We start from the raw sequence: 12,978 nt of genomic DNA on the forward strand, positions 1-12,978 counted from the left end.
GGTCAGACCATAGAACGGAAGGAGTGCCGTGCGTGTCGCCCTGTTCATCACCTGCGTGAACGACACCCTGTTCCCCGGCACCGGGCGGGCGGTCGTGACGCTGCTGCGCCGCCTCGGGTGTGACGTGGAGTTCCCCCAGGCGCAGACCTGCTGCGGTCAGATGCACGTCAACACCGGATACCCCGAGGAGGGGAGACGGCTGGCACGGCACTTCGTGGACGTCTTCGCCGAGTACGACGCGGTCGTCGCGCCGTCGGGGTCGTGCGCCGCGATGGTGCGCGAGCAGTACCCGCGCCTGGCCCGCGCCGGGGACGCCTCCTTCGCCGGTGAGGTCGCCGAGACGGTGCCGAAGGTCCACGACCTGTCCGAATTCCTGGTCGACGTCCTCGGCGTCACCGACGTCGGCGCCTATTTCCCACACCGCGTGACCTACCACCCGACCTGCCACTCCCTGCGCGGACTGCGCCTGGGCGACCGTCCCACCCGCCTGCTGGAGCAGGTCAGGGGGCTGGAGCTGGTCCCTCTCCCCGGCGCCGAGGAGTGCTGCGGCTTCGGCGGCACCTTCGCGGTGAAGAACCCGGCCGTCTCCGCCGCCATGTGCGGCGACAAGGTGCGCAACGTCGCGGGCACCGGCGCCGAGGTGCTCTGCGCCGCCGACAACTCCTGCCTGATGCACATCGGCGGCACGCTCAAGCGCCAGCGCACCGGCGTCCGGATCATGCATCTCGCCGAGATCCTCGCCGCCACGGAGGCCACCCGATGAGCGGCGGCACCTTCCTCGGCATGCCCGCCTTCCCCCGCAACGCCGCGGCGGCCGTACAGGACTCGCAGCTCAGGTTCAACCTGCGCAAGGCCACGCACACGATCCGCGGCAAGCGGGCCTCCGTGGTGGCCGAGCTGCCCGACTGGGCGGAGCTCCGGGCCGCGGGCAAGGAGATCAAGGACCACACCCTGCGCAACCTGGACCGCTATCTGCTCCAGTTGGAGGAGGCCGTCACGGCGGCCGGCGGCCACGTCCACTGGGCGGCCGACGCCGCGGAGGCCAACCGGATCGTCGCCGACCTCGTCAAGGCGACCGGCGAGACCAGCGTGGTGAAGGTCAAGTCGATGGCCACCCAGGAGATCGGCCTCAACGAGGCCCTCCAGGAGGAGGGCATCACCGCCTACGAGACCGACCTGGCCGAGCTGATCGTGCAGCTCGGGGACGACTGGCCCTCGCACATCCTGGTCCCCGCCATCCACCGCAACCGCTCGGAGATCCGCGAGATCTTCCAGGAGAAGATGGCCTCCTACGGCCGCGCGGCCCCCGAGGGGCTGACCGACGAGCCCCGCGCCCTCGCCGAGGCCGCCCGGCTCCATCTGCGGGAACGCTTCCTGTCCACCAAGGTCGCCGTCTCCGGCGCCAACTTCATGATCGCCGAGACCGGCACGCTGGTGGTGCTGGAGTCCGAGGGCAACGGCCGGATGTGCCTGACCCTGCCGGAGACGCTGATCAGCGTGGTCGGCATCGAGAAGCTCCTGCCGAGCTGGCGGGACCTGGAGGTCTTCCTCCAGCTCCTGCCCAGGAGCTCCACCGGCGAGCGGATGAACCCCTACACCTCCACCTGGACCGGCGCGGTCGAGGGGCAGGAGTTCCACTTGGTCCTGCTCGACAACGGCCGCACCCGGGTCCTCGCCGACGAGGTCGGACGCCAGGCGCTGCGGTGCATCCGCTGCTCGGCGTGCCTGAACGTGTGCCCGGTCTACGAGCGCGCGGGCGGTCACGCCTACGGCTCGGTCTATCCCGGTCCGATCGGCGCGATCCTCACCCCGCAGCTACGCGGCATGGGCTCGGCGCTGGACGCCTCACTGCCCTACGCCTCCACGCTCTGCGGCGCCTGCTTCGACGCCTGCCCGGTGGCGATCGACATCCCCGAGGTCCTGGTCCACCTGCGCGGCAAGGCCCGCCACCCGCGTGCCGAACGGCTGGGCATGCGCGCGGCCGGATGGGTGTTCGACCGCCCGGCACGGCTGGCCGGCGCCCAGCGGCTCGGCGCACGCTTGCGCAGGTTCGTCCCCGGACGCCTGCCCGGCCCGCTGGCCGGCTGGACCGACACCCGTGACATCCCCGACATTCCCGCCGAGTCGTTCCGCGACTGGTGGGACCGTACCGACGGAGGCGCCCGATGAGCGGCGGAGCAGCCGGACCAGACCCGACGGCGCGGGCGCACGCGGCGGGCCCGGACCCGCGCGGCCGGACGGGACCCGGGACGGGCGCGGCCACGGGCGGCCCCGGCACGGGCGCGGCCACGGGCGGCCCCGGCACGGGGAGCAGGGAGCTGATCCTGTCGCGGATCCGCGCGGCGGTGGCCGGGGCGCCGGAGCCCGGGATCACCCGCGCCTACCGCACGTCGCCGGACCAGGCCGGGGCGGTGGAGCTGTTCGCCGAGCGGGTGGCCGACTACCGGGCCGTCGTGCACGTGGTGGACGCGGACGAGGTGGCCGGGGCGATCACGGCGGCGCTGGGACGCCGGGCGGCCGGCCGGGTGGTCGTCCCCGACGGGCTGCCGGAGGAGTGGGCGCGGGCCGTGCGGTCGGCCGTCGAGGCGGGAGCCGTACCCCTCGGGCGAGGAACGTCCGGGGCCGGAGCGGCCGCGATCATGCGGGACGCGCCCGCGCTGAGCGCGGCGGAGCTGGACGCGGCCGACGGCGTGGTCACCTCCTGCGCGGTGGGGATCGCGGAGACCGGCACGATCGTGCTGGACGCCGGCCCCGGGCAGGGGCGACGGGCGCTGACCCTGGTGCCGGACTACCACCTGTGCGTGGTCCGGGCCGACCAGATCGTCGCGGGCGTGCCCGAGGCCGTCGGCCGGCTCGACCCGTTACGGCCGCTGACCTGGATCAGCGGTCCCTCCGCGACCAGTGACATCGAGCTGAACCGGGTCGAGGGCGTGCACGGCCCCCGGACGCTGGAGGTCGTGATCGCCCGCTGACCGTCACCCTTCCTCCGCACCGTTCCTCCGCTCCTCCGCACCGTTCCTCCGCGTCCGGACCGGCCCCTCACCCGTTCCCCGGCCTCCTCGGCTCCCTCGGCGGGCGGGCACCCGGTTGCGCGGGCGCGCCCGGCTGCGGTGAGCTGGGATACGTGCCCGGCGACGGGCCGTGGGACACCCGCTCCGCGTGGCAGGGAGGGCATGTGACCGCCTTAGCACCCGACACGTCCGTCCGGACCGGACGGCTCACGCTCCGCCCCTTCGCCCCGGCCGACGCCGGCCGGATCCGCGCCGTGATCGGGGCGCGTCACGCCTTCCTGCCGCCGGGCGCGCCCGGTCACCCGTCCGGCATCGCCCAGTGGCTCGCCCACGGCGTGCACGAGCTGCGCCGCTCCGGCCAGGGCGTGCACCTGGCGATGGACGCCGACGGGCTCATCGTCGGCGCGATCAGCCTGTTCAAGACCCTGTGGGGCGCCGGGACCACCGAGATCGGCTACGGCGTGCACCCGCTGCACCGGGGGCGCGGCTACGCCCCCGAGGCCGTGCGCGGCCTGACCCGCTGGGCGTTCGAGACGACCGCCCTGCGCCGGATCGAGCTCCGCGCCCACCTGGACAACACCGCCTCCCTCCGGGTCGCGGAGAAGGCCGGGTTCGTCAGGGAGGGCGTATTGCGCGCCGCGGAGATGGAGGACGACGGCCCGCACGACGTCGTGGTGTTCGGCCTGCTCAGAAGCGACCTGGCCTGATCGGGCGCGCGCCGTGCCGGTGCCGTCCGCGGCGCCGCCGGCGGGGAGCGTCCGGCCGTGTCCCGGTCGTCTTTACATATCCGTTACCTGTCCATGCCGCGACGTTATCGGATATCCTCGCGAGTCGCCGTTGCGTATTCCCAGGTCAAGGTCATTGGAGTCCCGTTTCTATGAAGCCGCCGCTGCTGCTCATCGGGCAGGGCTCACACGACGACAACGGATCTGCTGAATTCGGCAGGTTCGTCCACCGGCTCCGCTGCCGCCTGGACCAGACGGCCGCCGCCGTGTCCGGCGGATACGTCTCCAAGGCGAGGCCGCGCCTCAGCGACTCGATCGCCTCGCTGATCGCGCACGGGCACCACCGCATGGTGGCGCTGCCGCTGACCCTCACCGGAGACGCCCGGATCGACGCCGACATCCCGGCGGCGATGGCCCGCGAGCACGCGCGGCACCCCATGCTCACCTGCGACTACGGCCGTCCCCTGGGCTCCGACCCCCGCATCCTGGCACTGCTCGCCGAGCGCCTGGCCGACGCCGCGGCCGAGGTCGCCAGCCTCCGCCTGGTCCCGGCGGCCGCGGGACCGCTGGACGACGAGCCCGAGCGCATCGAGATCGGCGAGACCGCGGTGGTCCTGGTCGGCGACGGCTCCACCAGCCCCGCCTCCAACGCCGACGTGCACCGGGTCTCCCGCCTGTTCTGGGAGACCCACGCCCACGAATACATGACGGTGGAGACCGCCTTCGTCTCCCTCACCCCGCCCGGCGTCCCGGGCGGCATCGAACGCTGCCGCCGCCTCGGCGCCAAGCGTGTGATCGTCGTGCCCTACCTGCTGTTCGCCGGCGGCGTGCTGGATCGCGTCTGGGCCCAGGCCATGGCCTACGCCGCGGGCCACCCGGAGCTGGACGTCCGCTGCGCCGACGTCATCGGCGACTGCGAGGGCCTGGCCGACGTGGTCATCGAGCGCTACGAGGAGGCGCTCAGCGGCATCGCCTGGTGACCCTCCCGGGAGGCCCCGTTTCCAGGGGACACTAGACGGTATGACCATCCTTGAGCAGACCGTCGCCGCGATCCGGCCCGCCGACCCGGCGGCTCTCGCCGGGGCCCGGGCCCACCAGGACAGCCTGACCAAGCCCCGGGGCGCCCTGGGCGTGCTGGAGGAGGTGGCCGTACGGCTGGCGGGGGCCGCCGGCGTCAGCCCGCCGCCGCTCCCGGTCCCGGCGGCTCTGGCGATCTTCGCGGCCGACCACGGCGTCCACGCCCAGGGCGTGACCCCGTGGCCGCAGGAGGTCACCGTGCAGATGGTCGGCAACTTCCTCGCCGGCGGCGCGGTGGCCAACGCCTTCGCCGCCCAGATCGGCGCCTCGGTGACCGTGGTGGACGTCGGCGTGGCCGCCGACCTGCCCCCCGCGCCGGGCCTGACGGTCAGCAAGGTCGCCTACGGCACCGCCGACCTGTCCCTCGGGCCGGCGATGACCGCCGGGCAGGTGGTCGCGGCGCTGGAGGCCGGGATCGCGGTGGCCCGCGACCTCGTGGAGCAGGGCGCCCGCTGCCTGGTCACCGGGGACATGGGCATCGCCAACACCACCGCCTCGGCCGCGCTGATCTGCGCGTTCACCGGCCGGGACGCGGCCGCTGTGACCGGCAGGGGCACCGGGGTCGACGACGAGACCCTGGCCCGCAAGGTCGAGGTGGTCCGGCGGGCCCTGCGGGCGAACGGCCTGCCGGGAGGAGCGGGCGGCGCGTCCGGGGAGGGTCTGCCGGGAGGGTCGGATGGCGTGTCCGCGGCGGGCCTTCCGAAGGGCCTTCCGGGAGGAGCGGGCGGTGTGTCCGGGGAGGGCCCGTCGACAGGGCCGGGCGGCGCGTCCGCGGAGGGCCGGGCGGTGCCGGCGCTGGAGATCCTGGCCGCGGTGGGCGGCCTGGAGCACGCCGCGATCGCCGGGTTCATCCTGGGCGGGGCGGCTCTCAGGGTGCCGGTCATCCTCGACGGCGTCATCGCGGGATCGGCGGCGCTGGCGGCGGCGGCGCTGGCCCCCGCCGTGGTGGACCACTGCGTGGCCGGACACCGTTCGGCCGAACCCGGCCACGCCGCCGCGCTCGCTCATCTCGGCCTGCGTCCCCTGGTCGAGCTGGAACTCCGGCTCGGGGAGGGCACCGGCGGCCTGCTCGCCCACCCCATCGTCTGCGCCGCCGTCAGGGTGATGCACGAGGTGGCGACCTTCGATTCGGCCGGGGTCACCGACAAGGAGGCGTGACCTGCGCACGGTCCGGACACCACCGGTGAATCGCGGTCAGCCCTTTCTTTACCCTGTTAACACGGGGGCAGCAAACAGCAGACCATTAGCCGGTAGGTTTACCTCTTAAGACGCCATGCTTCACCATTCATCGCGAACGGGAGATCTGTCACCATGTCGCCCTACCTGCTCGGTTTGCAACTTTCCGGGCGGCGGGTGCTCGTCGTGGGCGGAGGACGCGTCGCCCAGCGGCGGGTCCCGGCGCTGCTGGACGCCGGTGCCCTGGTCACCATCGTCTCGACGAGCGTCACCCACGCCCTCGACGATCTCATCGCGACCGGCCGCGTGACCTGGGAGGCCAGGCCGTACCAGGTCGGTGACGTGGACGGCGCCTGGCTGGTCCAGGCCTGCACCGACGACCGCGCGGTCAACACCGCGGTGGCGGCCGAGGCGGAGGCCAAGCGGGTCTGGTGCGTGCGCGCCGACGACAAGGACGCGTCGGCGGCCTGGACCCCCGCCAGCGGCCGGGTGGACGAGATCAGCGTGGCGATCACCGCCGGCGGCGACCCCCGCCGCGCCGCGGGGATCAGGGACGCCGTCGTGGGAGCACTCCGCGACGGCACGGTCGACGCCCGGCGCAACCGCACCAAGCCGGTCGGCGTCGCCCTGGTCGGCGGCGGTCCCGGCGACCCCGGCCTGATCACCGTCCGGGGGCGGCAGCTGCTCGCCCAGGCCGACGTGGTCATCGCCGACCGCCTCGCCCCGCAGGCCCTGCTCGACGAGCTCTCCCCGGACGTCGAGCTGATCGACGCCGCGAAGATCCCCTACGGCCGCTACATGGCCCAGGAGAAGATCAACGAGCTGCTGATCGAGCACGCGAAGCAGGGCAAGTTCGTGGTCCGGCTCAAGGGGGGCGACCCGTTCGTCTTCGGCCGGGGCGGCGAGGAGATGCTCGCCTGCGCCCGTGAGGGCATCCCGGTCCTCGTCGTCCCCGGGATCACCAGCCCGGTCGCGGTGCCCGCCGCGGCCAACGTGCCGGTGACGCACCGTGGCGTGAGCCAGGAGTTCCATGTGATCTCCGTGCACGTTCCGCCCGGCGATGCCAGATCCACCGTCGACTGGCCGAATCTGGCACGGTCCGGCGGAACCCTGGTGCTCATGATGGCCGTCGAACGGATCGGAACAATCGCCGAAACGCTTATCCGAGACGGACGTTCGCCAGAAACTCCCGTAATGGTGGTACAGGACGGTACTCTTCCCACCCAACGCGCTCTTTACGCCACGCTCTCCACCGTGGCCGAGCGCGTGACCGCGGCTGGGATTCGGCCACCTGCGATCGTGATCGTCGGCGATGTCGTGAAGGTCGGCCAGGAGGTCGAGATGGTTCGAGCGGAGCGGGTACCGTGAAGTCGGCTGCCAACAAGCCCACTCATCCGAGCGAGCGCGACCACCGCCTCGCCGGCGCCTCTCAGGAGTCGTCCGACGACATCTCGTCGGACGACGCCGAGTCTCCCGGCGAGCAGACGGTCATCTTCAGCGCCATCCCGCCCGACGATGACGCGGCGCCCCTTCACGCCTTCACCCCTCGCCCGCAGGCCACCCACGAGACCGGCCGCCCCGCCGCCCCGCCTCCGGCCCCGGAGGACCCCCTCGCCGCCTTCCGGGCGGCCGCGGCCGCCGCCGAGGCCACCATCGCCTCCCTGACCGGCGGGACACCCGCTGCTCCCCGGCCCGGTGACACGCCCACTCCGTCCCCGGGCGGCGCGGCCGGTCCCCGTGAGCGGGACGGCGGAGCCGGTCTGTCCCCGGCCACCGGTCCCGCACGCGGCGGTGGCGCCCCCGCGTCCTCCCCGGGCGGGCACGCGACCGGTCCACATGATCGGGGTGTCACGGCCGCGGGTGCTGCTCCGGCCGGTGGCGCGCTCGGCCCCCGTGAGCGGGGCGGCGTTCCGCCCTCGCCGGGCGGTGGGCCGGGCTCCGCGTGGCGAGGCGAGGTGTCCGCCCCGCCCCCGGGCAGTGAGGCCGTCCCATCCGGGACGGGTGGGACCGCCGCTCCGGCCCCGGACGACGCCTTCGCCGCCTTCCGGGCGGCCGCGGCCGCCGCCGAGGCCACCATCGCCTCCCTGACCGGCGGGACACCCGCTGCTCCCCGGCCCGGTGACACGCCCACTCCGTCTCCGGGCGGCGCAGCCGGTCCCCGCGAGCGGGACAGCGCCTCCGCTCCCGCGCCGAGCGGTCATGCGGTCGGTTCCGCGCGGGATGGCGTCGCTGCTCCAGCTGCTCCCGCGCCGAGCGGTCATGCGGCCGGTCCTCGCGAGCGGGGTGCCGCGCCCGCGGCGCCTTCTCCAGCCGGTGGTGCGGTCACTCCTCGTGAGCGGGCTGGTCTCCCGTCCTCGCCTCCGGCCGGCGGAGCCGGTTCCGTGTGGGGTCGCGACGTTTCCGCTCCCGCTCCGAGCGGTCGTGCGGCCGGTTCCGGTGAGTCGGGTGGTGCCTCCGCGCCGTCTCCAGGCGGCGCCGTCGTCCCTGGGGCGGGTGGGGCCGCCGCTCCGGCTCCGGACGACGCCTTCGCCGCCTTCCGGGCGGCCGCGGCCGCCGCCGAGGCCACCATCGCCTCCCTGACCGGCGGGACGCCCGCTCCCCGAGAGGGGAGCAACACCGCAGGCCCGCCTCACGGTGCCACAGGCTCGCCTCGGGGCGCCGCCGCGGCCGCCTCCCGTACGGCGGGCGAGGCCGGTGCCACGCCGCCGGCCGAGGTGTTCACCCCTTTTGGCGCGGACGCCGAAGGCCCTTCTTCCCAGGTGGGGAGTGACGGACGGGCATCCGGCGTCGACACGGGGCTCCCTGCCGTGAGTCCCGCCGCTCCATCCCTGGACGGTGACCCCGCCGGTTCCCGCGCCGGTCGTGACGCTCCTCCGCTCCGCGCGGAGCGGATGGGCGGAGCGGACGGAGAGACCGGGGCAGGTCTTCCCGGAGCCGGAGCCGGAGCCGGAGCCGGAGCCGGAGTCCCGGCCGGCACCGATGCCAGAACGGGAGACCAGGCCACCGACACCGGATCAGTCCCAGGCGCGTCCCCGGACGACACGGCTTTCCTTGCCCCGGGCGCGTCCCTGGGTGGCGCAGGTTCCTCGGTCCGGGACGCGTCCGTGGACGGTGCGGCCTTCCTCGCCTCGGACGCGTCCTTGGACGGCGCAGGTTCCTCCGCCCCGGGTGCTTCCCTGGACGGCGCGGCTTTCCTTGCCCCGGGCGCGGGTCTCGATGACGCAGGCTCCTCGGTCCGGGACGCGTCCTTGGATGGCGCAGGTTCCTCCGCCTCGGGCGCTTCCCTGGACGACGCAGGCTTCTCCGCCCCGGATGCTTCCCCGGACGGCGCGGCCTCCCTCGATCCGCAGGGCTCGGAGGAGCCCTCCGGTCCGGACGGGCCCGGCGGCTCCGTCGACGATGACCCGGACGGCACCTACGCGGCCGAGGAGGCGTGGGACGACCGGGTGCGGGAGGTGCTGCTGCCCGATGCCGTCTCGGCGGCCCTGACCAACGCGCTCAACGTCCTGCGGACCAGCGTCACCGACCTCCGCTTCGGCCTGGACCTTCCCGGAGCCGAGGAGGCCAGGCGGACCCAGAGCGAGATCCTGGCCCAGCTCGACGACTATGTGATCCCTCGGGTCCACATGAGCACCGCGCCGGCGCTCGTCGTGGTCGCCGGATCCACCGGCGCGGGCAAGTCCACGCTCATCAACACCCTGGCCAACGCCAAGGTCAGCGCCACCGGCGTGCGCCGCCCGACCACCGGCACACCGGTCCTCGTCTGCCACCCCGACGACCACGAGTGGTTCGCCGGGGGAAACCTGCTCGGCAGCCTGCGGCGGCGGGACGCGCCCGACCCCCAGGCGGATCCCGGCAGCCTCGTGCTCGCCTCCGCCGAGCGCCTCCCCCCGGGCGTGGCCCTGCTCGACACCCCCGACATCGACTCGGTCGTCGAGGAGCACCACGAGATCGCCCACCGGATGCTCGACACGGCCGATCTGTGGATCTTCGTCACCACCGCCGCCCGCTACGCCGACGCCCCGGCCTGGCGGCTCCTCCGCCTGGCCAAGGAGCGCGGCGCCAGGCTGGCCATCGTGCTGTCCCGGGTGCCCCCCAGGTCCCGGGAGGTGGTCACCAAGCACTTCTTCAGGATGCTCGCCGAGTACGGCCTCGGCGAGGTCGACCGCTTCGTCGTCGACGAGAGCAAGGTCACCGGTGGCATGCTCCCCGACCACGAGGTCACCGAGCTCCGGCTCTGGCTGACCGAGCTGTCGGTCGACGACCGCCGCCGGGCGCAGGCCGTACAGGCGACCCTGTCCGGGGTGCTGGACAGCTTCCGCACCCGGATCCCGGCTCTGGCCAGGCAGCTTGAGGCCCAGGTGGTCTTCCGGAGTGAGCTGCGCGCGGACGTGGACGCCGCCTACGCCGGCGCGCTGGCCGAGATCGAGGGGGCGACCAGGGACGGCTCGCTGTTGCGTGGAGAGGTGCTCGCCCGCTGGCAGGATTTCGCCGGCTCGGGCGATCTCATGAGGACCCTGCACCTGCGCAAGCCGGGCCGGTTCGCCGGGAAGGCGAGTCACCAGGCCCCCGAGCGGCTCAGCGCGCTGAAGTCCGCGCTCCGCGCCGCGGTGGAGTCCGTTGTCATCTCGGCGGCGCAGCGCGCCGCGGAGGAGGCCGTTGCCCGGTGGCTGCACCGTCCCGGCGCCGGGGAGAGCCTGGCCGCCGTCCCGGGGCTCGGCCGTGCCTCCGACGAGCTCCTGCGCCGGACCGGCCGGACCGTCGCGGCCTGGCAGGAGCACATCATCGAGCTGATCCGCACCGAGGGCGTCACCAAGCGGGCGGTCGCCAGGCTGGTCTCCTTCGACGTCGAGTCCCTGTCGCTGATCTTCGCGGTGGGGCTGCTCGGCGACGGCGCCGCCGAGGGCGAGAACGCCGTCACCGGCGCGCTGCCGCAACGGCTGGTCCACGCGCTCCTCGGCGCGGAGTCGCTGCGCAACATCGGCGCCAAGGCCCGCAGCGATCTGCGCGCCCGGATCGGCATGCTGTTCGACGACGAGATGTCGCGCTACGTCCAGGCCCTCGACGGGGCGGGCATCCCCGACGGGTCCGCCGCCACCCGCCTTCACCAGGCGACCTACAGTCTTGAGGTCGCCCGATGAGGAGCCGGCCAGGAGCGGGGAGCGGCCCGCGGCGGGGAGCGGGCCCGGCGTGGTGAGCGGAGTGTTCCCGGAGCGTGCCTCCGGCACGACGGCCCGTGAGATACGAGCGATCCGCGCAGCGGACGAGGAACGGTAAGCGAGCATGACCACTGTTGGCACCACCCAGACGCGCCAGGGGATCGGCAGCCGGCTCGCCGCGCTGGCCCGGATCGTGGAGCTGGGGCCGGGCAGAGTCGACCCCAAGCTCCTGGCCGAGTCGGGGCAGTTGCTGCTGCGCGCCGGTGACAGGCTCAAGCTCTCCTCCGACCACACCGTGGTCGCGCTCGCCGGGGGCACCGGCAGCGGCAAGTCCACCCTGTTCAACTCGGTCTCCGGGCTGGAGCTGTCGCCCACCGGCGTCCGCCGCCCGACCACGGCACGCACCCACGCCTGCGTCTGGGGCCTGGACGGCGCCGGCCCGCTGCTCGACTGGCTGCAGATCCAGTGGCGGCACCGCTTCGCCCGGGCCAGCGCCCTGGACAAGGGCGAAGGCCGCCTCCACGGGCTGATCCTGCTGGACCTGCCCGACCACGACTCCATCCGGGCGCTCACCGACACCGAGGCCGACCGGCTGATCCAGGTCGCCGACCTCGTCGTGTGGGTGCTCGACCCGCAGAAGTACGCCGACGCCTCCACACACCGCCGCTACGTGACCGAACTGGCCGGGCACGACGCGGTGACGATCTTCGTGCTCAACCAGGCCGACCGGCTGGAGCCGGAGGAGCTGGCCGAGTGCGTCGCGGACCTGGAGGACCTGCTCCGCCGCGAGGGCGTCGAGAATCCCGTCATCGTCACCACCTCGGCGATCACCGGCAGGGGGGTGGACGGCCTCAAGGCGGTCCTCGCCGAGACCGTGACCAGGCGCCGGGCCGCGGTCCAGCGGCTGGAGGCCGACCTCGACCGGCTCACGCTCCGCCTGGCGAAGATCATGCCGGACGGTGAGGTCCCGGCCGCCTCCGCCTCCATCGACGACGCCCGCCGGATCGGCCTGACCGACGCGCTCTGCGACGCCGTCGGCGTGCCGGCGGTCGGCGAGGCGATGGAGAACGTCTACGGCGTGCGGTCCATGGAGTGGGTCGGCTGGCCGTACACCCGTTGGGCCGCCAAGCTCCGGCCCGACCCGCTGAACAGCCTGCGGCTGGGCGACCTCAGGGACGAGATCCGGGGTCTCACCGGCGGCTCGGTCAGCGCGCAGCCGGCCGAGGTGGACAACGCGGTGCAGGCTCTCGTCGACGGGCTGACCTCCGGCATGCACGAGGCCTGGCGCAACGGGATCAGGGACGCCGCCCGCTCCCGCTCGCTCCAGCTGCCGCAGGTGCTGTCGGAGGAGCTGTCGGAGGTCGCCCCGCGCCTGGACCGGGTCCCCTCCTGGTGGCGGCTGCTCCTCATCTGGCAGTACCTGCTGGTCCTGCTGTTCGTCGCGGGTCTCGCCTGGTGCGGTACGGCTCTCGCCTACGGTGTGTTCGGCGTCGGGACGCTGCCGGCGGGCCTGGCGGTGTTCGGTGAGGCGGCCTCGCTGCCGTGGGTCGGGCTGATGGCGCTCTCGGTCCTCGGGCTCGGCCTGCTCACCGCGGTGGCCAGCCGTAACTTCGTCGCGCTCGGCGCGGGCGGCGAGCGCGACCGGCTGGAGCGGGAGATGCGCCGCAGGGTCGGCGGGGTCGCCGGAAGCATGGTGATCGAGCCGGTGGAGCGCGAGCTGGCCCGATACAACGAGTTCTACTCCGCCATGCGGGGCGTGCAGGGCTGAGCCCGCGCCGTCCACAGCTCCCGTCCGGCGCCGGCGGTAATCCACAGAGCGTGATTCGGCGG

9 protein-coding genes are annotated in these 12,978 nt (G+C 74.0%); all 9 read left to right on the top strand.

Going from position 1 to position 12,978, the window contains the following annotated elements; translation table 11 throughout:
* The first annotated feature begins 28 nt into the window (after positions 1–28).
* The 9 genes from J2S55_RS26555 (at position 29) to J2S55_RS26595 (ending at position 12,916) form a co-directional block, all read left to right on the top strand.
* On the top strand, positions 29–763 hold the full coding sequence (locus tag J2S55_RS26555) for a (Fe-S)-binding protein (RefSeq protein ID WP_306866189.1): 735 nt from the start codon (positions 29–31) through the stop codon (positions 761–763).
* Positions 760–2,169, top strand: a complete 1,410-nt coding sequence (locus J2S55_RS26560) for a lactate utilization protein B (RefSeq protein ID WP_306866190.1) — start codon at positions 760–762, stop codon at positions 2,167–2,169. Before J2S55_RS26555 ends, J2S55_RS26560 begins: the two co-directional genes overlap by 4 nt.
* The gene (locus J2S55_RS26565; protein WP_306866193.1) at positions 2,166–2,972 is read left to right on the top strand and encodes a LutC/YkgG family protein; all 807 of its coding nucleotides are present in this window, start codon (positions 2,166–2,168) and stop codon (positions 2,970–2,972) included. Before J2S55_RS26560 ends, J2S55_RS26565 begins: the two co-directional genes overlap by 4 nt.
* A 203-nt stretch (positions 2,973–3,175) precedes the next feature.
* Positions 3,176–3,718 (top strand): GNAT family N-acetyltransferase, encoded by a 543-nt coding sequence (locus J2S55_RS26570; protein WP_306866196.1) that lies wholly within the window; start codon positions 3,176–3,178, stop codon positions 3,716–3,718.
* A 170-nt stretch (positions 3,719–3,888) separates the two neighbouring features.
* A complete protein-coding gene (locus tag J2S55_RS26575) occupies positions 3,889–4,716 on the top strand; it encodes a sirohydrochlorin chelatase (RefSeq protein ID WP_306866198.1) in 828 nt (275 codons plus the stop codon).
* A gap of 40 nt (positions 4,717–4,756) precedes the next feature.
* Positions 4,757–5,971: a nicotinate-nucleotide--dimethylbenzimidazole phosphoribosyltransferase gene (locus tag J2S55_RS26580; protein ID WP_306866201.1), complete on the top strand. Its 1,215-nt coding sequence runs from the start codon at positions 4,757–4,759 to the stop codon at positions 5,969–5,971.
* Positions 5,972–6,124: 153 nt separating this feature from the next.
* Positions 6,125–7,357 (top strand): uroporphyrinogen-III C-methyltransferase, encoded by a 1,233-nt coding sequence (gene cobA, locus J2S55_RS26585; RefSeq protein ID WP_306866202.1) that lies wholly within the window; start codon positions 6,125–6,127, stop codon positions 7,355–7,357.
* 1,880 nt (positions 7,358–9,237) lie between these two features.
* Positions 9,238–11,130: a GTPase gene (locus tag J2S55_RS26590; RefSeq protein ID WP_306866204.1), complete on the top strand. Its 1,893-nt coding sequence runs from the start codon at positions 9,238–9,240 to the stop codon at positions 11,128–11,130.
* 142 nt (positions 11,131–11,272) lie between these two features.
* Positions 11,273–12,916, top strand: coding sequence for a GTP-binding protein (locus J2S55_RS26595; protein ID WP_306866207.1), 1,644 nt, complete (start codon positions 11,273–11,275; stop codon positions 12,914–12,916).
* Positions 12,917–12,978 lie beyond the last annotated feature (62 nt).

This window comes from Streptosporangium brasiliense (assembly GCF_030811595.1).
Classification (GTDB): Bacteria; Actinomycetota; Actinomycetes; order Streptosporangiales; family Streptosporangiaceae; genus Streptosporangium; species Streptosporangium brasiliense.